Below are 24945 nucleotides of genomic sequence, written 5' to 3'. Positions count from 1 at the left end.
AACCCATTGGTCATTCGAGGGGCTGCTCTGGGCGTTGTGGTCGGACACCATGAGGCTAATACCGCCGACCGGGCGTGGAGCCTCGCCATCCTCGCATTCGCCTCTGTCGAGCACGTCAACTATTGCGTCCGGCAGCTCATGCACGACACAGCGGCTGATGTCGCATGCCTGCGGCGGTACCGTCGACTCAGGCACGCGCTCGCTTGCTTAGTCGCCTTGTCGACGCGCCGATGCCCGCCCTGTACGCGCGCTTGTGCGCAGCGAGAACCCCGAGAAGGCGGTGGCGTAGCTGCGGCAACATTCCCGGTAGGGCATCCCGCGACGCGCGTGAGGAGTTTCGTCAGGGCAATACGCGGGCGAGATGACACTGACGCCGCTCCTAGGTAGCGTACGTCATGCTCGATACCCCTGTGTCTCCAATGCCTCGTGACGCGGTACCCGCGATGACCCTGGCCGAATGGCAGGCCCGCGCACTGGCGCACTTCGAGCGTGTGCAACAGTGGACGCGGCCACGCCGAGCACGGCGTGCTCGCGGGGAGTCGCATCCGGTGTACGACTTCCTCTTCCAATACTACTCGTATTCGGCAGGGCACCTGGAGACGTGGCACCCCGCACCGCATGAGGCCTTGCTCGACACCCCAGAGGCCCGCGAGCGCTTCAACGGGCCCGTATATCGTGTCACCGACGGCGTGATCGTTCGCGACGCACGCGCCCTGTCGTCTGGCGGCCGTGAGAAACTCAAGGCCGCCATGCACATCCTGACGGCCACGCGCGATCGGCCCGCCAACTTTGGCTGTTTCGGAATGCACGAGTGGGCGATGGTGTACGGCGGTCATGACGTGCGCCATGCGCAGATCGCGCCGCTCCGGCTTCCCCAAGAGCAGGTAAACGCGTTGGTGGAGAGTCGCCCTGTGGCCTGCAGCCACTTCGATGCGTTCCGTTTCTTCGCACCGGACGCGAAGCCGATGAACCGCGTGCAGCTCGAGTGGGACACACGCTATGACCGTGAGCAGCCCGGCTGCATTCACGCCAACATGGATCTGTACCGCTGGGCGTTCACGTCGATGCCCTGGATCGGGAGCGATCTGCTCTGGCAGTGCTTCGAGCTGGCGACGGAGCTGCGGGTACTCGACATGCAGGCCGGTCCATACGACCTCCGCGCTATCGGCTTCGACCCGGTTCGGGTGGAGACGTCCGAAGGGAGAGACGAATACCAACGGCGTCAGAGGGACCTGAGCGCGCGCGCGACGGTGTTGCGGGAGCGGTTGATCGAGGTGGTTGATGCGCTCGGTATCACATCGGCCTAAGGGCCGGTGCGTTACGCCGCCGAGCTTGGTGTGACCACGGTCAGTGTCTGCACGGTAGCGGACTATTGGCGCGTGTTCAAGCAGTTGGTGAACACGTTTCACTTCCCCCCCCCGCCGATCATGCGCAGCAGGCTCCGCAACTTCTACACACGGCTCACCGACACGCTTTGGTTCATCCCGAGCATGATCGCCTTGTTCATGTCCGCCCTGGCCGTGGTCATGGTCGAGCTCTCGTCGCTGGTCGATGCGGACGCGCTGGCGCGATTCCCTCGTGTGTTCGGAGCGAGTGCCGACAGTTCCCGGGCGCTGTTGTCGGCAATCGCGGGCGCGATGATTACGGTGGCCGGACTCACCTTCTCGCTCACCATGGTCGCGGTTACACAGGCGTCGACGCAGTATACGCCGCGCATTCTGCGCAACTTCATGCGCGACCGCGGCAATCAGACGGTCCTGGGCGTCTACGTCGGGATGTTCGCGTACTGCATCCTGGTCGTGCGCACCATTCGCAGCGGCGACGACGGCCAGTTCATCCCGGCACTTGCGGTCGTGCTCGGCATCGCGCTCGCGATCGGGAGCGTCGGCATGCTGCTCTTCTTCGTGCATCACATCGCCAATGCGTTACAGGCCTCTACCATCATCCACCGGATCACGGTTGAGACGCTGGTGGCCGTTGGGCGTGCCTTTCCCGCGAGACGTGGCGAACCGTTGGGCAACGGAACTCCCGACCACGCGGACATTGGCGGCATACCCGCGAATGCATGGCAATCGGTAGCCACCCGCGCCACGGGCTATGTGCAGTCGGTCGACAACGACGGACTGTTGGAGATCGCCGAATCGATGAACATCGTGGTGCGGCTCGTGCCCGCCGTGGGGGATTTCGTGATTGAGGGCCATCCGGTCGCGTGGGTGGCGTCGTCACCCGTTTCAGGACAGGGTGTGCGTCTTGCGCCCTCCGCCCAGCGCGATGTGGCGGGGACGCTGACCATCAGCAGCTATCGCACGGTCGATCAGGACGCCGCCTTCGGCATCCGGCAACTCGTCGACATTGCGCTCAAGGCGCTTTCTCCCGGCATCAACGACACGACGACGGCAATCACCTGCATCGACCACCTTGGCGCCATTCTCGTCAGCGTCGTGGGTCGGCCAGACGTCTCGGGGACTCGCGCTGTACGCGGCATCGTGCGCGTCATTGCCCCGGCGCCGACGTTTGCGTCCCTGCTGGCATTGGCATTCGATGAAATTCGTCAGAGCGCGACTACCAACGTCAGCGCCCTGACCCGCCTGCTGACCACCATCGCCACCGTCGCCAGCTGTCCGATGGAGGACGAGCGCCGCGCTCATCTTGGTGATCAGATCGTGCGAATTGCCGAAGCGGCGCGGCACGTGCCGTTGCAGTTCGACCGCACGCGCCTGCTTGCCCTCGTGGAGGAAACGCGCACGACGCTCCGCTCGGGACCGCGCTGAACTGAACCATTCCGATAACCGTCGGCGCATGGCAACGAGCACATCTTCTGTGACATGTGTGAGACTGCGGCCTGTTCCCACTGAACCAGGCGTTGGCGGTTTCACGTGGCCCGGATTTCGCACGGGGTTCGGCACACTGAAGGGACCACTGCTGAGGAGACAACCTTGTGAAACCGACGTTCACCGGCGCCCGGGATGCACCGCTCCGCCGCGAGCAGGCGACGACGGATGGGCATGAGAAGGACCAGATGAGGCATGGCTCGTACGGTCGATTTGCGGCGATGATCGTGACGTCCACTGCGATCATGTTCGTCCTGATGTACTCGCTGGTGTACCGGCCGGAGCATCTGTGGTTCGCTGACACGCGCTTTCTCATGGCGCTCTACATGGGCGCCATGATGGCGGTGGTCATGTTGGCGTTCATGCAGGGCATGTACCGCAACAAGACGGTGAACGGGGCGATCTTCGGAGGGGCAGCCGTCGTCTTCGTGGTCGCACTCTACCTCGCGCGCAGTCAGTCGACGATCGGCGACGTTGCCTACATGAAGGCGATGATTCCGCACCATTCGATCGCGATTCTCACGAGCTCGCGTGCAGCGATCAGCGACCCGCGAGTGCGCGCGTTGGCCGACAGCATTATCGTGGCGCAGAACCGGGAGATCACCCAAATGGCAGCACTCATACGCGAACTGGAGCAGCAATAGCTTCGCGCCCGCCACCCAAGCCATCCGAGCCGGGCGAGGGGCTCGCGCACGAGCGCTTCCAGCTGCTGAGGCAGATCGGGGAAGCTGTCGAGCGTCCAATGACGCTGCTGGCGTTCGTGTGGCTCGCGCTGATCATGGTGGAGCTGACCGCCGGCCTATCGCCGGTGCTCGAGACGCTCAACATCGTGATCTGGGCGCTCTTCGTTCTGCAGTTCGTGATCGAGTTCATCATCGCGCCGCGCAAGGTCGCCTACCTGCGTGAGAACTGGCTGACGGCGATCTCGCTCGTACTTCCCGCGTTCCGGATCGTGCGGCTTGCGCGCGTGGTGCGCGCGATGCGCGCGGCTCGCGGGGTACGGCTCGTTCGCGTCGTCAGCTCGGCAAACCGCGGCATGCGAACGCTCGGTCGCGTGATGGGCCGCCGCGGGCTCTCTTACGTTCTTGCCCTCACGCTGCTCGTGAACCTGCTCGGCGCCGCCGGCATCCTCGCCTTTGAACGGGAGAGCGTCGGCGGCGGGATCGACGGGTACGGCAGTGCGCTGTGGTGGACGGCGATGACGCTCACCACCATGGGTGCAGACTTTTTCCCGCTCACAGCTGAAGGGCGGTTGCTGGGCCTCCTGCTCGCGATCTACGGATTCGCGGTGTTCGGTTACGTCACGGCGTCGATCGCGAGTTTCTTTGTGGCGCGCGACGCCGAGGAGGGTGATGGCGAGCTCGCCGGCGCGGCGCACATGGCGTCACTGCGCGACGAGGTGGCCGCACTTAACCAGCGGGTGGAGACGCTGCTGGAGCGCCTAGCGGCGCCGGCGCGTCTCTCGTCGCCAGAAGAGCGACGCCCCCCACCACGTCACAACGAGTGACAGCCCGTCGTGTCGCAGCGCGCCCCGCGCCCAGCTTGCACGCACTTACGCGTGTGGACGGGCGTGCGCCCCCTCGGAGAATTCCTCGACCATTTTAGCGTTGAAGTCGTCGAGATCCTTTGGGCTGCGGCTGGTTACGAGACCCTGGTCGGTGACCACCGATTCGTCTACCCAAGTTGCCCCGGCGTTCGTCACGTCCGTGCGAATCGAAGGATATGAGGTCATGCGTCGACCGCTCGCTGCACCAGCCTCGACAATAAGCCACGGCGCGTGACAGATCGCGGCGACCGGTTTACCGGCCGAAATGAAATCACGCACGAAGGCTACGGCATCCGAGTTGGCGCGTAACATGTCAGGATTCATCACGCCACCTGGCAACATCAGCGCGTCGAAGCTGTCGGCTTTCGTGTCCGGTACCGTACCATCCACCGTGACGGTGTTCTCGGACCACCGTCCCTCGGTCCATCCGCGTATGCTGACCGCAGATTTCTCAATGGAGATAACGCTGATGTTCGCACCTGCCGCCTTGAGGGCCGCGAGTGGTGACATGAGCTCTGACTCCTCGAAGCCGTCGGTCGCCAGAATCGCTACCTTTCGATTGGAGAGATTGTACTGATGTTGGTTGATATCGAGCACTGCCATATGTTGTCGCCTGAGTGAATGTGTGGAGCGTGCACTACGCTGCATGACGACAGTTGTACCGGTGCAAAACTCATTCCCGACTTCATGTGACCCCGTGACACACTCCGCCGAACGCCACAACGACGAGCTTATTCCAGCCGACGAACAGGAAGCCACCAAGCCGGCCGGGACGATTCTTCGACAAGAAATCGCGATCGGCGAAGAACAGTTGGAGCGTAAAACATCCGGACTGTTGCTGTCGGCGGTGAGTGCCGGACTCGACATCGGGTTCGCGCCGCTGATGGTCGCGTCCGTGCTCGCTGCGAGCCCATCGGAGACGCTAGCGTCGCGACTCATCGGTGCCATGGTGTACGCCATTGGCTTCATCATTGTGATCATCGGTCGATCCGAGCTCTTCACAGAACACACGACGCTCGCGGTTCTACCTCTCCTGTCGGGCCGCACCACGGTGTCGCGCGTCGCGCGCCTCTGGTCGCTCGTGTACGTCGGCAATATCGTGGGCGCTGCCAGTTTTGCCGCCGTGGGAGCACCGCTGGGCGTCGGTCTGGGTCTCTTCATGCCAGCGGACGTGGCACGCATGAGCCATCATCTCACCGATTTCAGCACCGTGGTGATTTTCGGCAGCGCCATCGCCGCGGGCTGGATGATGGGCCTCGTGTCATGGCTCGTAACGGCCTCACGCGACACGATGGCTCAAATCCTGATCATCCTGCTTGTTGCCGGATCCATTTACTTCCTGCACTTGCATCACTCCATCGCGGGGAGCGTGGAAGTGCTGATGGGCGTGTTCGTGGGCGGTGTTCCCTTCGCGGAGTACCTGCGGTTTCTTGGCCTGGCGACCGTCGGGAACGCCGTTGGCGGCATAGTGTTCGTGGCGCTGGTGAAGTACGGACGCGTGTCGGCGTCGGAGACGGCGTCACCACGGCATAGCTAAAATTCGCTGCGCTGCGCGCGATCCGATTCGACATGCTGGTGGGCACGGGCATCACACGCGACGTCGAGGAGAGTCGCAGCACCAAACCGTACGCCAAGGGGCGGCCACCAGCCGAGTACGAACGAGGATGGATCACCGGACCGTACAACGCGCCGCCGATCGCACCCTAGACCACGTGCATCATGACGAACGCCACGATTCCCATCATGCCCAGGTTGGACAGGAAGGCTCCGGGTGGCGAAATCGGCTTCGGTATGCGGGGGGTGCATCATCGGTATCATGCCCATCGTACGGTCACCAGCGTTCCCAGCATCGAGTCGAGGTTGGCTGCCATTCGGCTCCGCATAACACAAGCCGTGCTGGAGATGCATTGGCACCACCGTCACGCACTTCGAGTCCACGCCAGCCGAACGGTCAGTTCGGAATAGCGGCTCAAGGACCGTGGCGAACTGCGCCGACGCGCTCCATCGACTGTTCCGTGTGCAAACTCAATTCGTCGCGTTCGACCGTGGCGAGCGCCAGCAGCTGGCCGTCGCGTTCGAAGGTCACCGCGATCGCAGGGTCGTCCTCAGTGCTTTCGACTCGTATCGCGTCCCAAGCCTTGGCGTGTCCGACGTAGCTGATGGACATGTCGTAGTGTCTACTCCAGAAGAACGGGACTGGTGCAAATCGCTCGCGCGCACCGAGGATGTTACGCGCGGCGGCCTGTCCCATACGCTGTGCCAGCGCCCAGTGCTCCACGCGTATGCGCTCGCCGCTGTGGGGGTCGGGCCACCGCGCGATATCGCCGGCGGCGAAGATGCCAGGCACGCTGGTCTCGAGGTACTCGTTCACGAGGACGCCGCGATCGAGCGCGATGCCCGCGGCGGTGGCCAACTCGAGCCGCGGATGAACGCCGACGCCAACGACCACCAAGTCGGCCAGGAGACGCGTCCCGTCATCGAGCACCACGGCGTCGTGGTCGATTCGGACGGGCGTGTGCCCAAGGTGGAACGACACTCCATGCTTCTCGTGCAGATCGCGCACGACGGCCCCCAGCTGCGGTCCGAGCACACGCTCGAGCGGAAGCGCATCGGGCGCCACCACGTGCACGTCCAAGCCCCGGGCACGCAAGGACGCCGCCACCTCGAGTCCGATGAAACTCGCCCCGACGACCACCGCGCACCGCGCCGTCTCCGTGGCGGCAATCACGGCACGGCCATCCGTCAGCGTCCTCAAGTAGTGCACATGCGGACGGTTTTCGCCCGGCACATCCAACCGAATGGGCTCGGCGCCGGTCGCGAGCAGCAGCGCGCTGTAGAGCACATCGTCGTGTCCGGCAACGCTGACCGACTTGTCGTCCGGGTTGATGGACGTGACGCGTCCACGCATGATGTAGATGTCGTGCTGCGCGTAAAAGCCCTCGGGACGCAGCGGCATGTATGCCTCCGGCGCGTTGCCGGCGAGAAAATCCTTTGAGACATTGGGGCGATCGTACGGGGCCTCCTCCTCGACATCCACCAACGTCACTTCCCCGTCGAATCCCGATCGGCGGAGCATTTCGGCGGCGGCCGATCCGGCGGCGCCGGCGCCAACGATCACCACGCGCTCGAGCTCGGTGATACGGTCGTCGTTCGCGGGCACGCGCATGGTGGGGGCGAGCGGGTCCCGTTCGATCTTATTCGTTACCATCACCTTGCCGCCGTGCTGTTCAACCTGCCAGCATGCGACCGGCGACAGGGCCGGCGCGCGCAACGCCTCGCCGGTGCGCACGCTAAAGCAGGCGTGATGCCATGGGCAGCGAATCGTCTCGCCGTCGAGCACGCCTTCGGCCAAGGGGCCGCCGTAATGTGAGCAGTGCGCGGAAATTGCGAACACGTCATCGCCATTTCGCGACAGGAGTACGGCCTCGCCGTTGGCGTGCCCCAGCAGCATGCCATTCGGTGCCAGATCGCTGAGCGTGATGCCACGACCGAGATCGGGCCCGGTAAGCGTCGAGTGTTCGATGGTCATCTGCCCCGAAGTAGAAGAAAATTACGAAAGCACATGCAGGAATCTCGCCGCAACGCAGCGGAATGGCCGATAACCTTGCTCCGTATCGAATGGGCACGGTGACTATGGGGTATGAGCCCGTTCGCGAATCCAGTGGTCACTCATCACTGTTGCTGCGTACTGATGCGCATCGCCCCCGCGAGATGCCGATCGTCTCGCCCTGCACGCGTGCGTGAAGCACGGGAGTTCATCATGATTCGCACAAGTCGACGTACGTTTCTGTTCACCGCCGCGCCGCTCGCCTTCTTTCCGAGCACCGCACTTGCCGCATTGAACGCCTGCTCCGGAGATGTCGCTATGTCCAACGCAATTGAAGGCACGCTCCAAAATGGGCAGGACGTCGTTCGCAAGCTCGACAAGCCTCACATAGAGTGGAAGAAGGAGCTCAGCAACGGTCAGTACGACGTACTGTTCAACGAAGCAACCGAACGCGCGGGCAGCAGCCCGTTGGATGGCGAAAAGCGGTCGGGCACTTTTGTGTGCGCGGCGTGCTATCTGCCACTGTTTACTTCAACTGCGAAGTTCAACAGCGGAACAGGCTGGCCGAGTTTTTATGAATCGATTGCCGGGCATGTGGAAACGAAGCGAGACTTCAAGCTCATCTGGCCACGTACCGAGTACCATTGCGCTCGTTGCGGAGGGCATCAGGGGCACATCTTTGACGACGGCCCAAAGCCCACCGGCAAGAGGTACTGCAACAACGGCATCGCCTTGCGATTCGTGCAGACAAGCGAGAAACTTCCAGAACTGAGAGGCTAACGCATGCGACGGCTTTTTGCTCCAGTTGCGCTCTCGCTCGCGTTGGTTGGCTGCGGCCCGAGCGACAGTGATGCGCGCACCGGCCGTGCGCCGTCTGATGCGGTGCAAGGAAATGCAGCAGCCAGTTTGACGATCGCCACCACGGCTGATGTCGCGAAGAATGCACCGTCTGCCGAGATGTCGGCAAAACCTGCTTCCCGCTCGACGCCTGCTGGCGCAATCGACACGGCCATTTTCGCCGGCGGGTGCTTTTGGTGCATGGAGCCGCCGTATGACAAGCTCGATGGCGTGCTCTCTACCATCAGCGGCTACACCTCAGGTTCGGTGGTGAACCCCACGTACGAACAGGTTTCGGCCGGCGGCACCGGACACACGGAAGCGATGCAGGTGGTGTTCGACCCTTCGCGTGTCACTTACGATCGTTTGCTGCACGTGTTTTGGCGTAACATCGACCCGTTTGCACGCAACCAACAGTTCTGCGACCGCGGCAGTCAATACCGGAGTGGCATTTATCCGCGTACTGCGTCGCAGAAGGCAGCGGCCGAGGCATCGCTCCGTCTACTCGCCGCGCGCTTTTCGCCGCCAATCGCAACCGAGATCGTTGCCGCGACGCCCTTCTACGCCGCCGAGGCTTACCACCAGGACTATTACGCCAAAAATCCATTGCGCTACAAGTTCTATCGGGCCAGCTGCGGGCGTGATAAACGGCTTGAGGAGATATGGGGAGACGAAGCAGGCAAATGACCGCACCGCGTCACCGTCGGCTGGTCCTGCTCGGCGGCGGCCACGCGCACATTGAAGTGCTGCGGTTGGCTGCGCAGCACCGATTTACAGGCGGCGAGATACTCGTGATCTCGCCGTCAGCGCATTCGCACTACACCGGCATGATTCCGGGCTTTGTGCGCGGCTCCTATGCGGAGTCGGCGCTGACCATCGATGTCGACTGGCTCACGCGTGAGGCGGGAGGAGCGTTCCAGGAAGGATGCGCCGCTGCCGTGGCCGCCGACGGGCGTTCGGTGACGCTCGAGAATGGTGACGTGCTCGAGTGCGATCTGGTGTCGGCGGATGTAGGGAGCGAACCGTCTGGCTTACGCGACGTACCAGGTGTCGCCGACCACGCCTTCACGGCGCGTCCTATCGATCGATCGAGGGCGCTCGCTGGGGCCATCGAGCAGGCTATTGCGCGTGCTCGGCGTCGCGGCACTTCCGAAGACGCCGTTGCCATTGTCGGCGGCGGTGGCGGTGCGGTGGAGATTGCGTTCGCCATTCGTGCTCGCGCTGAGGCCGCCGGCGTATCGCTTCCGTTGACAGTGATCGAAGCCAAACCAGACCTGCTTCCTGAGTTCGAATCCGCGATGGGGCGAACGGCAGGCCGGGTGTTGCGGAACCGTTCGGTCGATGTACTCACGAATGCAAAGGCGACATCGGTTACCGCAACGGAAGTGCTCCTTGCCGACGGACGACGCGTGCCGTCGACGGTCACCGTCTGGCTCGGGGGTGCGGCACCGGTTGCGGTCACGCGCAACAGCAGTGTGCCGAAAAATGCACACCACTTCTGGGCAGTGGATTCGACCTTGCGTTCGACTAGCGGCGCGCCTGTGTGGGGGGCAGGCGATTGTGTTGCGCTTCGAGACTTTCCGTGGGTGCCCAAGGCGGGTGTGTATGCGGTTCGCGAAGGGCCCGTGCTCGCGGCGAATCTGCGCGCTGCCATGGCGGGCGACACACATCGTGGCTTGGTGTTGTACCAACCGCAGTCGAGTTACCTATCCATTCTCGACACGGCGGATGGTCACGCGATCATGCGATGGAAGGGACACGTGTTTCGCGGCCGCGCCGCGCTCTGGCTCAAGGTGTATATCGACTCGCGATTCGTTGACCGCTATCGGCAGCGCTGATGAGTGTCTAGCGATCGCCCTCGTCGGAGGACGTGCGTGAGCCATCGGCGGGCAGCCAGCATAAGCAGCGCCGCGAGATAGGGAATGCTCGGGGGCCTGGATCGCGACCAGCAACACGACCACAATCGTCAGCATGTCCGCGCGCACTCGTCGCGTGCTGGGCACAGGACGCCTACGGCGCGATCACCGTCCACCGAGGAGCGGTTACAAAAGTATGCGGCATGCTCGGCCAGATGTAACGCCGCGTATGTCACGGCGGCGTCGTCGAGACGCGGTGCATACCAGAGCCACCTGACAAGCGAAGGTAGCACACAGGAAGGTGCGGCAATCCGCCGTACTGAATCGACAACAACGAACTCGCGTTACCGTTTGCGATCGCCATGTCCGACGCGCTGCGGCGTCGGTCTTGCATCGCGGGTGTGTGCGCGATCACGACGGACACGTGTCATGCCACGCGACTCGTCTCACACCCGAACCTGTCTATGCAAGATGACCTGAAACCCGGCGTCGACCGGCCTCGACGTGGTCAGTACGTGATAGCGGTACTCATCATCGCGTTGTTGACGATCGCCGCTTACGTCTACCGTCGATCGGGCGCACAGCTTCCACAGCATCGCGCAAGCGACGTGACCGCGCTGGTGCAATGGCCCGGTCGTTAAACGGGGATAGTCGAGGCCCTACGGCATTGCCCCTGCCATGGATCGTAAGACCGCACTCGCCGATGTTGCCGCCGAAATCCCACCGCTTAGAGCGTGCTCGGACCAATTCGAAGAATCGCGCTCGGTGAGCATGGTCCCCGCAGCTCCTTGCGGCGCGTGTTGCAGCAGCACGCGCCGCGACGAATCCGAGCAGGGCCGTCGTCCCGATCCTCACGTGAAAAGTGACTATGCCGGCGCTGCCCGACGTCGCGCCGGGAACGACGGCGCCGTGCTCAGGCACCACCGCGCATCGCGCGAACAGCATCGGCGGCGTCGGAAAAGAACCGGTTGACCTCCGCACGCTGCTCCAGCAGCGGCCGCTCCTTGCTGATCGCGCTGGCAGCCTGGCGCACCGATCCCACCTGTGCGCTCGCGTTCGGGAAACTGCGCTGCTGCACGTTCAGGAGAAGCTGCGCCGCCGAGCCGAACGCAGCGTTGGCGAGGTCGGCGTGCTTAAGCGATTGCGGTTCCGTCTGCAGTCGGTCGGCGAGCATGTTGAGGGCGCTGACTTGTTTGTTCACCTCACTGCCCCCCAGCGAGTCGCCCCGCGCGATGGAGGCGATAGCGCCTGCGAGCTGCCGGATGCCGGTCGCCGTGTACTCGTGGCTCAGGTCGCTCGCGGCAGCAGAGTTCGTGGTGTCGATGTTCCCGACCCAGGAGAGGAAACCATCCACCGCCGCGCGGTCCGCCGTGACAGCTGCCGGCACGCGTGTGCTGTCGGACGCGCCGACCGCCGTGCTGTCATTGCGCCTGCCGAAGAACCACCATACCAAAAGCGCCAGTACTAGCAGTGCGAGCACTACCCACAGCCACCCCTTGCCTTCCTTCCGTTCAACTCGAATCTCGGCCATCTCGTTGCTCCTCCTCCCGCCATGCGGGACGTTGCATTGCATTTCCGTAGAGCGCTGGTGCCCGAAGGCGCTGCCACGAGTTGTGTGAACTTTGTAAGGGCAAGTACCAGAAACCCGCCCGTGTCTAATAGCAAACGGCCGCAACATCTGTGCCGGGCATGTCGAAGCGACGGATTGGCGCCGCCGCGACGATGATCTACTACTTCTTCCTCTCGCAGTGTTTGGTTGTGCGTCGACTGCGCGCGCTACCGCCGCGTGTACGGCGTGGTCGGTGCCGTGATCGTGCTGCTGATCCGGTTTTACATTGCGGCGCTCGCGGTCCTCGTCGGCGGCGAATTGGCTGCCACGCTGGAGTCGGGCGGTGCAGCGCGCGGGGCGGCGCGCGGCTCCGGCACCTCGCCGCTACCGGCGGGCCATCCTTCACGCTGACGGCGACGGTCGCCGTCGATGCGTTCGGTCTGATCGTGAAAGAGGATCTGCTGCGTCGGGAATGGTAGATCGATACCCGCGTCGGTCAGCACCTGCTTGACGCGCGTGAGCACGCGGTCCTGCGCCTTCAGTCCGTCCGTCATCTGCGACCTGGTCCACCAACGCGCACGCAGGTTGACGGTGAAGTCCCCAAGCGCCACGAGGATCACGTCGGCCTGCGGATCCGGAGAAACCTCCTCTGCCTCCCGCAGCGCTTGCAGGATGATGCTCCGCGCCTTCTCGATGTCGTCGCCATACCCGATACCGACGTCGTATTCCCAGCGGCGCTGCGGAAACGCGGTGTTCACGAGCACCGAGTTCGTATACAACTCGCCATTCGGGATGATGGCGCGACGCCCGTCGTACGTCTTGATGAAGGTGGCGCGGGTCTGAATATCCTCGACGGTCCCTTCGTACTCCTTAAACCGGATCTGGTCGCCCACACGGAACGGGCGCGTCACGAGAATAAGAATGCCCGCGAGGAAGTTCTGGAAAATGTCTTTGAAGGCGAAGCCGATCGCGACGCCACCAATGCCCAGCGTGCTGACGAGATTCGCCGGCGTGAAGCTCGGGAACGCGGCCGTTACACCGATGAGAAACCCGAGGATGATGATCCCCACCTGCGCGAGCCGGCCGATGGCCAACTCCAACGTGCGAGCCTCGCCGCGGCGCATCGCGTTGCGTCGAATGAGCGCGCGCGCGAGTTTCGCGAAAACGACGAACATCGCCACGATTGCCGCGGCGATGAGGAGCCGAGGCACGGTCGCGAGGAAGTCAGTGCCGATCCGCTGTACGGTTTGCCATGATGCGGACCAATCGAATTGCATTCAGCCTCCACGGAGTGACGACGGCGCCGTGACGATCATGTGTTAGTTCATGCTCGAACCAATACGTCAGTATAGTGTAGAACAACGGGTGCGTTAGCCAACCGGGTGACATTGATCTCTGCATCATGCGATGCGCGAATGGCACCACTCGTGCGCTGTGAGTCTCGCAGAGCAGTACGCCTGTATGCGCTTCACGCTGAAACGCTCGTTCGCACGAGCCCTGCGAGCAGGCTCATCCGCCGCACGCAACAATCGATAAGGATTAGGTACGGTGGAGACGGTCACATACACGAGACGTCGCGCGAGAATGGTGTGTTGCTTCATTGTCGTGACGGCCCTGTTGCTGGCGCCTGCGCTTTGGGATGGCGCCAGCGCGTTGGCCGGCACGCTTCCCGAAGGCGGGCGAGTCTTCACCGAGGGCTCACACGATGCATCCGCCCGGCCTCGCGTCGATTCCCTCTCCGCCGAGATACAGCGGATCCTGTCGGCGCGACGGGGGGCAGAGGTTTACGGCAGCGGTGACTGGAAGCGCGTCCAACGGATCTATGCCGCTGGTGGTCACCGGCCCGTATGGATCGACAGCACCGGTGACACGTTACGATTTCAGCACCGGACCGCATCGCTGGTCGATGCGTTGGCTGCGGCCGGTGATCATGCGCTTCGTGTCGGCGCCTATGAGAGCGCCGCGTTGCGCGAGTCGCTCGAGGCGCTGCACGCCGGCGGCACTATCACTCCCGGGATGGAGGCGCGCGCCGATGTCCTGCTCACCGCATCATTCGTCGCGTATGCAACGGACTTGCTCACCGGACAGATCGATCCGCGTTCGGTCAACCGGGAGTGGCACATCGACTCACGCAGCGTAGACCTCGACAGCGTCTTGACCAGTATGCTGCACCAGGAGGTGCTTTCGGATGCCATCGCAGCGCTCCAGCCGCGGGATCCCGAGTACGCGATCCTCATGCAGGAGTTCTCGCGATACCGACAGCTCGTCGCGTCGGGTGGATGGACGCAAGTAGCGTCGCGCCGCGTCTTGCATCCGGGGGACACCGCCACGGCACAGGTGCTGGGCGCGCTGCTCGGACGCTTGCACGCCGAGGGTTACACGCTCCTCGTGCCGCTGGTGTCGGCCGACACGGGTCCACCCGCGCTACCACGCGAGACCAGCATCGCGCGCGGCCCCAGTGGTCCGGCGGTGTACGATCTCGCGCTCGCGGGCGCGGTCGCGGCGTACCAACAGCGTCATGGGCTCACGGTCGACAGTGTGGTGGGACCGAACACGTTGCTGTCGCTCAATCGCCCAGCCGAATTCCGGATGCGCCAACTTGCGGCTAATCTTGAACGCCACCGCTGGCTTCCGCGCGAGCGCGGCAATCGCTTCGTGGTCGTCAACGTTCCCGCATTCCGTCTGATCGCCTACGACGCCGGACGTGAGGCGCTGTCGATGAATGTCATCGTCGGTGCAGAATACGGTGGCCGCAGTACACCCGTGTTCAGCGACTCGATGTCCTACGTGGTTTTCCGTCCCTACTGGAACGTGCCGCAAGGCATCGCGAGCCGAGAACTGTGGCCGATGCAGCGCAAGGACCCGAGCTACTTCCAGCGCCACGGCTACGAGGTGGTGCGCGCGTCGTGGGGTACATACGTGCGTCAAAAGCCGGCGTTGGATAACGCACTCGGCCGGGTGAAGTTCATTTTCCCCAACGAGCATGCCATCTACCTGCACGACACGCCGGCGCAGGCGTTGTTCGCGGAGAATGTGCGGGCGTTTAGTCATGGGTGCATCCGCGTGGAACATCCCGATCAGCTCGCGCAGTTCGTGCTTGGGCCGCAAGGATGGGACATCGGTCGTGTGCGCGAAGCGATGACGAGCAGTGGAGACGATCATCGCGTGAATCTCGAACACACGCTGCCGGTGTACATCGTGTACTTCACGACCTACGTGCGAAATGGTACACTGCACTTCGCCAACGACATTTACGACCGGGATGATGCGCTGGTGCGTGCCATGGGCGCTCCTGACCCGCTGCACTCGAGGATGGTCCAGATCCCGCCGCATTCTGCTTCACGACTGGAGCGCCACTTCAAATGATCACTGACGCCGCCGCGTTTCCACCGCACTTCAAGTTTGGGGTTGCCACCTCCGCGTACCAGATCGAGGGCGCCATTGACGCCGATGGCCGTGGACGCTCGATCTGGGACACCTTCTGCGACACGCCGGGCGCCGTCGAGCGTGGCGAGAGCGCCGCCGTGGCGTGCGATCACTATCACCGTATGCCTGAGGATGTCGCATTGCTTCGCGACATGGGCGTGAGTAGCTACCGCTTCTCCATCGCCTGGCCACGCATTCAGCCCACGGGCACGGGACCGGCAAACGCCAAAGGCATGGCATTCTACGACCGGCTGGTCGATGAACTGCTACGCGCCGGCATACGTCCTTTTCCCACGCTATACCACTGGGATCTGCCGCAGGCGCTGGAAGACGCGGGTGGCTGGCCGGCACGCGATACGGCGACACGATTCGCCGACTATGCCGCCCTGATGGCGACGGCGCTCGGTGACCGTGTGCAGGACTGGGCGCTCTTCAACGAGCCGTTCATCTTCACCTCACGCGGCTATCTATTGGGGCGCTACGCGCCGGGCAAGCGCGACCTTGGTGCTTTCCTGCGGTCGGTTCACACGGTGTCGCTCGCACACGGCGACGGCTTTCATGCTATCAAGGCCGTGCGTCCACAGGCGCGCGTCGGCTCCGTGTTCGCGCTCGCGCCATGTGAGCCAGCGGTGGACACGCTTGCCGACCGGGAAGCGGCAGTCTATGCTGATGCGCTGTTCAACCGACTGTTTCTCGACCCGCTTTTTCACGGCACGCATCCCGCAGAGTTTCTCGAGTCCGTGCCGGAGAACGTCTTGGGCCAAGAGTCCGGCGACGAGCGCCGCATGCGCGCGCCGCTCGACTTCATCGGCGTGAACTGCTACTACCGCCTGATCGTGAGCGCCGGCGGTGAGCGGCCCAATCTCCCATTCTTCCTGTTCAGTATTCGCAACGATGCTCGGTCCACCGGCGGACATAGCGATTTCAGCGGACGACGCGCGACCGACCCGCATGAGAACCCGCATGAGAACGGGTTTGGGACGCCGTATCGGAACCCGTCTGGAACCGGCCTCCGCATCGAGAACGCGTTTGGGCGCGATCAGGGGGCGCGCACCGAGATGGGCTGGGAGATCTGGCCCAACGCCCTCCGCGACGCGTTGCTCCTGCTTACGGAGCGCTATGGCCCCATCGCCATCGAGGTGTGTGAGAGCGGTTGCGCGTTCGCCGACGTTCCGGATGCGGATGGGGTGGTACGCGACAGCGCACGTGTTACCTACCATCAGGATCATCTCGCGGCGGTGGCCGAAGCCATTGCCGGTGGCGCCGACGTGAGGAGTTATCACGCCTGGAGCCTGTTCGACAACTTCGAGTGGGCCTCCGGCTACCGACCGCGATTCGGGCTCGTCCACGTCGATTATGCAACGCAGCGTCGCACGCTCAAGTCGTCGGGCGCGTGGTACCGGACGCTTTGTCAAGCGGCGCAGCAACGTCAGCCGTGGCGGCTGCCTCGACCGTAAGCGGTGGTGCGCGTTGCCTCTTCGGTCAGAGCGTCCGGCGTCGTCCAGCGATCACGTGCAGCAGGAACAGCAGCACCACAGCGCCGATGAAGGCGGTGAAGATCACGCCGGCCAGCCCGGAAAAGGGTGTGCTCACGCCGAGCTGACGGAAGATCCAGCCACCGACAAAGGCGCCCACGATACCCACGATGATGTCGCCGATAAGGCCGACACCGCCGACGATGAGAGATGCGAGTACGCCGGCCACCAGCCCGACGATCAGCCAGGTCACGAGGTCCATGAATACGCTCCGATTAAATGATGGATCAGCTGCCTGCCACGGTGATGGCAAGCTTCACGCCAGTGCTCCGGCCGACGCGAGGTAGCCAGCGTCACAGCTGTGAGCGCAGCAGCGCGGCCGCATGCTCCACCAGCTTCTCTCGCCACGGACGTTTCTGCCACATCTCGAACGTGATCGGCCGGGATTGTGCGCGGTCGGCATCAAAATCTGCGATCTGCGTGGCGGCAAAGGCGCGGTCGTACACGTTCAAATTCGCCTCGTCATTGAGCCGGAACGAGCGGTTGTCGAAGTTCGTCGATCCCACCGACGTCCAGATATCGTCCACGATCATGATTTTGCAATGGTACATCGTGGGCTGGTACTCGTGGATGATGACCCCGGCTGCCAGCAGCTTTCCCCATCGCGCGCGCGAGGCGCGGCGCGTGAGCTCGGTATCGACCAACGGTCCCGGAACAATGATCTCCACGTGCACGCCGCGTCGGCGCGCGGCGACCAACGTCTCAATCGAAAGGTCATCGGGTACAAAGTAGGCGGCGGCAATGCGCACGCTCTGCTTCGCGCTGGCTATCGAGAGGAGGTACATGAGGCGCACGCTTTCCCCGCCTTCGCCGGGATCGCTGCGAAACAGCTGCGCGCTCACGTCGCCCTGCGACGGCAGGGCCGGGAAGTATTCTTCCCCATGCAAGAGTTCGCCAGACGCTTTCATCCAGTTGTCGAGAAACGCGGCCTGCATTTGCGCCACCGCCGGTCCGTCGAGCCGGTAGTGCGAATCACGCCAATGCTCCTGGTCCTGCGCATCACCCAGCCACGGATCGGCGATGCCGACCCCACCGGTGAAGCCGACGGTGCCATCGATGACTAACAGCTTCCGGTGCGTCCGGTTATTCATCTTCGACAACGTATACCAGCGCGGTGGATGATAGCGTCGCACCTCCACGCCGGCGCGCTCCAAGCGTTCCAGCAGTTCCGGCTCCATTTTCGTGCTCCCCACCCAGTCCAGAAGCACATGGACTTTCACGCCGGCGCGGGCACGCTCGCTGAGAGCGTCCGCGACGTCGCGGCCGATACTTCCCGACCAGTAGATAAAGGTTTCGAACGTGATCGTACGCTTTCCCGCCTTGATGGCTTCGAGCATGGCCGGGAAGATCGCCACTCCGTTGCGCAGCGGGGTCACGCGGTTTCCACCGATGATCGGCGGACCGAGCAGTGTGCCCATCGATCGCAGGAATTGGGCATCGCCGACGTGATACAGCGCGCCAATCCGCTCCTGAATCTTCTTCTCGCCGGAAGAGAGATTGAGCACAAGAACCGTGATCAGCGCGGTGATGAGAACGGTAGCGAGAACGGTCACGACTGGGTGCCGGCGGAAGTACGTCATGAAACGAAATGGGAAGGGGTATGTAACGCCTCTGCACAATGAGTGCCAACGGGCTCGAGCGTACAGCCGTCGACTGAGAACCCTCATGGTCGAAGCGCGTTGGTAGATTGGACAACGCAGAAGTGAGGTGGGTAGCTACCGCGCGCGAACCGCTTCCGGAGAGTGGCATGCAGCTGGGAATGATCGGACTTGGGCGGATGGGGGCGAACATGGTCCGCCGTCTGCTGCGTGGTGGTCACGCCTGTGTCGCGTACGACGTGTCTGCCGCCGCCGTGCAGGGGATGGCCGACGAGGGCGCGACCCCGGCCACGACGCTCGACGCATTTGTTGCGGCGCTGACGACGCCGCGCGTGGTGTGGATCATGGTGCCGGCCGCCGTGGTGCAGTCCACGCTCGATGGGTTGGTGCCGCATCTCGACGTCGGTGACATCATCATCGATGGTGGCAACAGCTACTATCGCGACGACATCGATCGCGCGCGTCTGTTGGCGGAACGCGGCCTGCACTACGTGGACTGTGGCACGAGTGGCGGTGTGTTTGGACTCGAACGCGGCTACTGCCTCATGATTGGCGGTGAGGTCGACACGGTAACCCGTCTCGACTCGCTCTTCGCGACACTCGCACCGGGTGAGGGCGCGCTTGCCGCGACGGCGGGACGCGATGCCTCCATTGGAACGAGTACCCGCGGCTACCTGCATTGCGGGTCGCATGGTGCCGGCCACTTCGTCAAAATGGTGCACAACGGCATTGAGTACGGCATGATGGCCGCGTTCAGTGAAGGGCTCAATATCCTCAAAAACGCAAACATCGGTACACGCGATCATGCGCAGGACGCCGAAACGACACCGCTCAGGCACCCCGAATATTATCAATACGATTTCGACTTGGCGGACATCACGGAAGTGTGGCGTCGGGGAAGCGTGGTCACGTCCTGGTTGCTTGATCTCACGGCGGCCGCACTGGTGCGCGATCCGACACTCGAACAGTTCAACGGGCACGTCTCCGACTCTGGTGAAGGGCGTTGGACCATTCAGGCGGCGATCGACGAAGCGGTGCCGGCGCATGTGCTCACCGCGGCGCTCTTCGAACGATTCAGTTCACGCGGCGAAGCTGAATTCCAGAATCGCGTGCTGTCGGCAATGCGCTTCGGATTTGGCGGACATCTCGAGCCCAAGAGTCCCGCATGACGGTATCACAATCTGCGCCGACATCCGCCCTGCCGCACGCCGATGCGATGGTGTTCTTTGGTGGCACCGGCGATCTGGCACGCAAAAAGATCTATCCCGCGCTGCTGGCGCTGTCGCGAAACGGTCGACTCAATCTTCCGGTCATCGTCATCGCGCGTTCCGGGTGGAGCATCGACCTCCTACGGGAGCGTGTGAAAACGGAACTCGAGCAACGCGGCAACGTCGATACGGTTGCGCTCGCAAACCTGCTCGCGCGTCTCGTGTACGTCGAGGGCGATTACAGCGAGCCGAACACGTACGTGGCGCTTCGCGCAGCGTTGGGTGATGCGAAGTACCCGCTGCACTATCTGGCGATTCCACCCGATATGTTCTCGACGGTTGCCACTGGACTCGGTGTGTCCGGTTCGTCCGTGAACGCCCGCATCGTGGTGGAAAAGCCGTTCGGGCGTGATCTGGCATCGGCCAGGCAACTCAACGCCACGATCCATGCCGTATTCGACGAACACAACATCTTCCGTATCGACCATTTCCTCGGTAAGGAAGCGGTGCAGAATCTGCTCGTCTTTCGCTTTGCGAACACGTTTCTCGAACCGATCTGGAACAGCGAGTTCGTGGACAGCGTGCAGATTACCATGGCGGAGTCGTTCGGCGTGAACGGCCGCGGACGATTCTACGAGGAAGCTGGCACCATTCGCGATGTGATTCAGAATCACCTGCTCGAAGTGCTCAGCTTTCTCACCATGGAGACGCCCCACTCGGGCGAGTGCGGCGACTTGAACGACCAACAGGCGCGCCTGTTTGCGTCGGTGCGGCCGCTGGCGCCCGTCGATGTCGTGCGTGGGCAGTGCCGTCAGTATCGCGACGAGAAGGATGTTGCAGCAGATTCGACTGTAGAAACCTTCGCGGCGGTGAAGATCTACATCGATTCACCACGATGGAACGGCGTACCCTTTCTGATTCGCGCCGGAAAGTATCTTGCCGTGACGGCGACAGAAGTGCTCGTCACGCTCAAGCAACCCACGCATCAGGCGTTGCCGGCCGGCGCGGCAAACTTCATTCGCTTTCGTTTGGGGCCCGATGTGAAGATCACGATCGGCGCGCGCGTGAAGCGTCCCGGCGAATCACTCGATTCCGACCCGGTCGAGTTCACCGTACTGCACACACCAGGCACGAACGAAATGGATCCGTACGAGCGGCTGCTTGGCGACGCGATGGAAGGGGATGCGATGCTCTTTGCACGCGAAGACTTTGTCGAAGCCGCATGGGCGACGGTCGGACCGGTGCTGGGCGACACGACGCCCGCGTATTCGTACGAGCAGGGGCAGTGGGGGCCGCGCGAAGCGGACCGGCTGGCGGAGAGTGCCGGCGGCTGGATCAATCCTGCCGCATCAGTCTGACTTGCAGAGATTCGAGAGTGACGGAACGGTGAAGCGAGAGATTCAGGTGGTCGCATCAGTTGATGCGTTGGCGCAGTGCGCCGCCGAATTGATGGTCGTGCGTGCGGCCGATGCCATTCGCGAACGCGGTCGCTTCATCGTGGCGCTCTCTGGTGGATCGACGCCTCGGTCGCTCTTTCAGCTGTTGGCGTCACCATCGTTTTCCACGAGAATCGACTGGCCGCACGTGCACGTGTGCTGGGGCGATGAGCGTTGTGTCCCGCCGGAAGATGCGCGCAGCAACTATCGCATGGCGTGCGAGGCGTTGCTGGATCATGTCCCAATTCCCGACGCGCACGTGCATCGTATGCACGGCGAAGCGGTGCCTGCGGTGGCGGCCACGGCGTACGAAGCAGAGCTGCGGGCACTGTTCGACGGGCATGAACTGCACGACGACTTCCCGTGGTTTGATCTCATACTGCTCGGACTCGGCGACGACGGGCACACGGCGTCACTGTTTCCTCATGGACGCGCGCTCCATGAACTGTCTCGATGGGTGGTCGCGGACGATATCGAGGTCGTGTCGATGTGGCGAATCACGCTCACCTTGCCACTCATCAACGCTTCGCGCTCCGTGCTCTTTCTGGTCGCCGGTGCGGACAAGGCGGACGTCGTGCAGCAGATTCTCGCCATCCCTTCCCACGCTGATGTGTCGCCCGCGGCACGTGTGGCGCCGTCACGTGGCACGGTGCAGTGGATTCTCGATGGTGCCGCCGCTGCGAAGATGCCGAGTTCGGACGCTCGCGACTCGTAGCGTCGGTGGCATCTATCCGCGCCCGATCGGGCGCGATGCATACATGACGACGATCTCCAATGTTGCGCCTTCAAACCTGTCCCTCGTATCGACGTAGGGCTCGAGCGCTACGCTACGGGTCCCGGTGATCGGCAACCGAGGCGCGACCATAGGCTCTGTCTCCCAGACGTCCGTCGCGAATCCAGTCGACGGACATCGCCAGAAAGCCCTCCGCGAAGCGGGTGCGAATTCGCTGCCCGACGCGCGGCTCCACGAATTCGACAATGCCGTGGTCTGTGTCCGGGAATATCACGGTGGTGATCGGGCGCCCCTCGGCGGCGAGCGCCTGTAGTCGGCGTTGCGTTTCCGCCGGCGGCGCTTCGCGGTCGTCGGCGGCAATCATCCACAGTTGTGGCGCTTGCACCGACCGCAGTACAGGCACCGGATCGTGGTTCCACGGCGTGCCGACGTCAACGAATGGGAGTGCCAGACGCGTGATCCACGTTGGGTAGCGCAACACGCTGCCCGTGTACTCGCCTCGCATCGCTTTCCACCAGGGCTCGCGAGAATACCGGCGCGCGGCGCGGATTGCTGCGCCGCCTTGACGTCCGCGAGTCGCCATGAAAAGCGCGGTCGCGTCGGTCACCTCCCGTGCTTTCGCGAGGACGTCGGGACCGTACCCCGCCATGCGGAGGTCGGACATCACCTGCTCGCGGTCTTCTGCCGCCGGACTTTCGGCGAGGCCGTAGGCAATCTGTACGAAATCCACCGTCGCGCGCGTGGCGGCCAACGGTGCGACCCAGCCACCTTGGCTGCTGCCGCGAAAGCCGATCCGCGCGGTGCGGGAGCCGGCCAGCCGCCGGGCCTCCGCCAACGCCGCGACGGCATCGTTGGCGAGCGCGTTGAAGTCCTGGGTATAGCGTCCGCTCGACTGACCCGTCCCGCGTTTGTCGTAGACGAACACACCGACGCCGTGAGCAGGGAAGAGGTGCTGCTCGTGGTAGAAGTCGACGCCCGAATACTTCTCGGAGCCGTGGACCAGTATCACGATGGGCGCGCGCGCGTCGCCAGGCGGCATAACCAGACGGCCGCGCAACTGTTGCTTCCCGCTCGCAAAGCGCGTGTCTACCACGTGCAACGCGACCCGGTGCGCTGGGCGCCCGTCTACCTCGATCGCGGCCACATGGCATTGGTCCATGCGTACCACCGTCGGGTCGATCTCAGCGGTCCATCCGCGGTTGCCCCGCCATAATCCATCAGGCCCTGCCACAAGCGTACCGGTTCGCCCGTCGAGGCGATGCCAGCGGAACGTCCGTGCCTTTGCGGTGCGTTGGATATCGATGACACTGCCGTCGGCAAGCGAATACGCACCGGCGTAGCAGCTACCATCGGAGGCGACGGACGCCGATGCTGACGCCGCGGTCACGCCAGCGGGAACTACACCGTCCACCGCAAGAACGCGCGTGGACGGTGTTGCCTGCGCACAGCCCACGATGAGAGCGATGAAGGCCGACGTGGTGCAAGGCTTGGCAAAACGATGGACCACAGTCACGAGCAGCATACGTGATGGAAGCGTTGAGGGCTCGAAATCCTGGTTGGCCACCGGTCCCCAAGGAAGTCTTGGGGCCGGCATAATGGGAAGCGGCTCTGGAAATGGCTGAAGGGGCGGCTACGGCGGACCAGGAATGCTCGTCGTGGTGCTCCTTGTCGCTGGTCTCGTGGCCTGGCTCGTTGCGCGTGCGAACAATAGAAACTAAGCTGCGCCGAACGCCTTCGTGAGCGCGTCGGAGGCCATGCGTTGCGCTTCCTTCGCCTTGCTCACCACGGGAGCCATTCCGAAGAACTCGTGCGTGACGCCACCGAAGGTGCGCTGCGTCGCCTCGACGCCTGAGTTCTTGAAGCGCTTCGCGAGTAGCTCGCCATCGGACCGCAGTGGATCCAGCTCGGCGTTGATAATCGTGGCCGGTGGAAGGCCGGAAAGATCGGCTCGGTCGAGCGAGATGGCCGGCTCCTGCCCGTTCGCAGGATTGTTCAGGTACTTGTCGAAGAACCAGTGCATCATCGACGTGTTGAGTGGCATGGCGGCGTTCATCTCACGATACGACTCGGTGGTGAAGTCGTAGCCGGCGATCGGGTACACGAGCACCTGATGGACCGGAAGCTGAAAGCCTTCGTTGCGCGCCGTCAGGCAGATCGAAGCGGCCAAATTTCCGCCAGCGCTCTCGCCGACCACGGCAATGCGTGAGGCATCGACGCCGAGATCACGCGCGTTTGCGATCAACCATTTATAGGCGGCGTACACGTCGTCGTGGGCGGCCGGATATCGGTTCTCGGGGCCTTGGCGATAATGCGTGGATACGACGAGGCAGCGTGCGGCGTTGGCGATCGCGCGTGGACTGGCGTCATACACGTCGAGGTCCGCGATCACCCATCCGCCGCCGTGGATGTAGAGCACGGCCGGGAGCAGTTGATCGCTGGTTGTCGCAGCGGGCTGGTAGAGGCGGATCTTGATTTCCCCGTCTGGTCCAGCGATCGCTCGATTTTCGATGTTGCCGACGGCTTCCGGGGCGGTGCTCTCGCCGCGCTGCTTGAGCACGGCTTTCACGGCATCGGCCGGCGTGGGCTGCTTGCGGGCCTCCTTTGCGTTGAGCGTTTCGATCGGCTTCGCGCCCGAGGTTTGCATCACCGCAAGGACCGCTGCCATGTCGGCGTCGGGCGTCCGCCCAGCGAACATCGAGGCCATCTGAGCCGCGCTCTGGGAAGCGTGCTGCTCCGTACCAGCGCCCATTTCCGTGGTGCCGTTTCGCATCTCGTCCATATGCATACTCCTGCGCCTCGCGCATTCTAACGATGAATCGCGGCACGCCGCCGCGGGCCAATGC

At 63.4% G+C, this 24945-nt stretch carries 22 protein-coding genes; 14 read left to right on the top strand and 8 right to left on the bottom strand.

All coding sequences use genetic code 11. The annotated features are described in order from the left end of the window. The first annotated feature begins 395 nt into the window (after positions 1-395). From ACLL97_RS19330 to ACLL97_RS19315, 4 genes are all read left to right on the top strand, one after another. Positions 396-1307: a 3-methyladenine DNA glycosylase gene (locus tag ACLL97_RS19330; protein ID WP_411282114.1), complete on the top strand. Its 912-nt coding sequence runs from the start codon at positions 396-398 to the stop codon at positions 1305-1307. 30 nt (positions 1308-1337) lie between these two features. Beyond that, positions 1338-2771 carry a DUF2254 domain-containing protein gene (locus tag ACLL97_RS19325; RefSeq protein WP_411282113.1) on the top strand — a complete coding sequence of 478 codons (1434 nt, stop codon included), beginning with the start codon at positions 1338-1340 and terminating at the stop codon, positions 2769-2771. 248 nt (positions 2772-3019) lie between these two features. Further along, a complete protein-coding gene (locus ACLL97_RS19320; protein ID WP_411282161.1) occupies positions 3020-3475 on the top strand; it encodes a DUF305 domain-containing protein in 456 nt (151 codons plus the stop codon). 98 nt (positions 3476-3573) lie between these two features. Further along, the gene (locus ACLL97_RS19315; protein ID WP_411282112.1) at positions 3574-4338 is read left to right on the top strand and encodes an ion transporter; all 765 of its coding nucleotides are present in this window, start codon (positions 3574-3576) and stop codon (positions 4336-4338) included. A gap of 45 nt (positions 4339-4383) precedes the next feature. On the opposite strand, the gene ACLL97_RS19310 is transcribed toward ACLL97_RS19315, so the two are convergent. After that, on the bottom strand, positions 4384-4980 hold the full coding sequence (locus ACLL97_RS19310; RefSeq protein WP_411282111.1) for a type 1 glutamine amidotransferase domain-containing protein: 597 nt from the start codon (positions 4978-4980) through the stop codon (positions 4384-4386). 94 nt (positions 4981-5074) lie between these two features. Between ACLL97_RS19310 and ACLL97_RS19305 the strand changes: the two genes are divergently transcribed. Both ACLL97_RS19305 and ACLL97_RS19300 read left to right on the top strand, forming a co-directional pair. After that, positions 5075-5914, top strand: a complete 840-nt coding sequence (locus ACLL97_RS19305; RefSeq protein ID WP_411282110.1) for a formate/nitrite transporter family protein — start codon at positions 5075-5077, stop codon at positions 5912-5914. Between the two features lie 32 nt (positions 5915-5946). Then, complete coding sequence (locus ACLL97_RS19300) at positions 5947-6084, top strand: hypothetical protein (protein WP_411282109.1); 138 nt, start codon at positions 5947-5949, stop codon at positions 6082-6084. Between the two features lie 262 nt (positions 6085-6346). On the opposite strand, the gene ACLL97_RS19295 is transcribed toward ACLL97_RS19300, so the two are convergent. Then, positions 6347-7906, bottom strand: a complete 1560-nt coding sequence (locus ACLL97_RS19295; protein ID WP_411282108.1) for an FAD-dependent oxidoreductase — start codon at positions 7904-7906, stop codon at positions 6347-6349. Positions 7907-8137: 231 nt separating this feature from the next. Between ACLL97_RS19295 and msrB the strand changes: the two genes are divergently transcribed. The 3 genes from msrB (at position 8138) to ACLL97_RS19280 (ending at position 10599) form a co-directional block, all read left to right on the top strand. After that, positions 8138-8704, top strand: coding sequence for a peptide-methionine (R)-S-oxide reductase MsrB (gene msrB / locus ACLL97_RS19290; RefSeq protein WP_411282107.1), 567 nt, complete (start codon positions 8138-8140; stop codon positions 8702-8704). Positions 8705-8881: 177 nt separating this feature from the next. Beyond that, a complete protein-coding gene (gene msrA, locus ACLL97_RS19285; RefSeq protein ID WP_411282160.1) occupies positions 8882-9448 on the top strand; it encodes a peptide-methionine (S)-S-oxide reductase MsrA in 567 nt (188 codons plus the stop codon). Further along, positions 9445-10599: an FAD-dependent oxidoreductase gene (locus tag ACLL97_RS19280; protein ID WP_411282106.1), complete on the top strand. Its 1155-nt coding sequence runs from the start codon at positions 9445-9447 to the stop codon at positions 10597-10599. Before msrA ends, ACLL97_RS19280 begins: the two co-directional genes overlap by 4 nt. Before the next feature lie 931 nt (positions 10600-11530). Here ACLL97_RS19280 and ACLL97_RS19275 read toward each other — a convergent pair. Continuing rightward, complete coding sequence (locus ACLL97_RS19275) at positions 11531-12148, bottom strand: hypothetical protein (RefSeq protein WP_411282105.1); 618 nt, start codon at positions 12146-12148, stop codon at positions 11531-11533. A gap of 299 nt (positions 12149-12447) precedes the next feature. Beyond that, the gene (locus ACLL97_RS19270) at positions 12448-13443 is read right to left on the bottom strand and encodes a mechanosensitive ion channel family protein (protein ID WP_411282104.1); all 996 of its coding nucleotides are present in this window, start codon (positions 13441-13443) and stop codon (positions 12448-12450) included. A gap of 328 nt (positions 13444-13771) precedes the next feature. On the opposite strand from ACLL97_RS19270, the gene ACLL97_RS19265 reads away from it, so the two are divergent. Both ACLL97_RS19265 and ACLL97_RS19260 read left to right on the top strand, forming a co-directional pair. Continuing rightward, positions 13772-15532: a L,D-transpeptidase family protein gene (locus tag ACLL97_RS19265; protein ID WP_411282103.1), complete on the top strand. Its 1761-nt coding sequence runs from the start codon at positions 13772-13774 to the stop codon at positions 15530-15532. Further along, positions 15529-17049, top strand: a complete 1521-nt coding sequence (locus tag ACLL97_RS19260; RefSeq protein WP_411282102.1) for a glycoside hydrolase family 1 protein — start codon at positions 15529-15531, stop codon at positions 17047-17049. The genes ACLL97_RS19265 and ACLL97_RS19260 overlap by 4 nt, the downstream gene beginning before the upstream one ends. Before the next feature lie 25 nt (positions 17050-17074). Here the strand turns inward: ACLL97_RS19260 and ACLL97_RS19255 are convergent, their stop codons facing one another. Beyond that, the gene (locus tag ACLL97_RS19255) at positions 17075-17329 is read right to left on the bottom strand and encodes a GlsB/YeaQ/YmgE family stress response membrane protein (RefSeq protein WP_411282101.1); all 255 of its coding nucleotides are present in this window, start codon (positions 17327-17329) and stop codon (positions 17075-17077) included. Between the two features lie 91 nt (positions 17330-17420). After that, positions 17421-18707, bottom strand: a complete 1287-nt coding sequence (locus ACLL97_RS19250; protein WP_411282100.1) for a phospholipase D-like domain-containing protein — start codon at positions 18705-18707, stop codon at positions 17421-17423. Positions 18708-18874: 167 nt separating this feature from the next. Between ACLL97_RS19250 and gnd the strand changes: the two genes are divergently transcribed. The 3 genes from gnd to pgl are packed head-to-tail and all read left to right on the top strand — an operon-like array spanning position 18875 to position 22084. Next, positions 18875-19894 (top strand): phosphogluconate dehydrogenase (NAD(+)-dependent, decarboxylating), encoded by a 1020-nt coding sequence (gene gnd, locus ACLL97_RS19245; RefSeq protein WP_411282099.1) that lies wholly within the window; start codon positions 18875-18877, stop codon positions 19892-19894. Next, positions 19891-21291, top strand: coding sequence for a glucose-6-phosphate dehydrogenase (gene zwf, locus ACLL97_RS19240; protein WP_411282098.1), 1401 nt, complete (start codon positions 19891-19893; stop codon positions 21289-21291). Before gnd ends, zwf begins: the two co-directional genes overlap by 4 nt. 1 nt (position 21292) lies before the next feature. Then, positions 21293-22084: a 6-phosphogluconolactonase gene (pgl, locus tag ACLL97_RS19235; protein WP_411282097.1), complete on the top strand. Its 792-nt coding sequence runs from the start codon at positions 21293-21295 to the stop codon at positions 22082-22084. A gap of 112 nt (positions 22085-22196) precedes the next feature. Here pgl and ACLL97_RS19230 read toward each other — a convergent pair whose 3' ends face one another. Beyond that, complete coding sequence (locus ACLL97_RS19230; protein WP_411282096.1) at positions 22197-23624, bottom strand: alpha/beta hydrolase family protein; 1428 nt, start codon at positions 23622-23624, stop codon at positions 22197-22199. Between the two features lie 192 nt (positions 23625-23816). After that, positions 23817-24881, bottom strand: a complete 1065-nt coding sequence (locus ACLL97_RS19225; protein ID WP_411282095.1) for an alpha/beta hydrolase — start codon at positions 24879-24881, stop codon at positions 23817-23819. Positions 24882-24945: the final 64 nt, after the last annotated feature.

It is taken from the genome of Gemmatimonas sp. (assembly GCF_046594945.1).
Taxonomy (GTDB): Bacteria; Gemmatimonadota; Gemmatimonadetes; order Gemmatimonadales; family Gemmatimonadaceae; genus Gemmatimonas.
The sequence above is the reverse complement of the archived record's forward strand: the minus strand, read 5'-3'. Positions and strand labels throughout refer to the sequence as shown.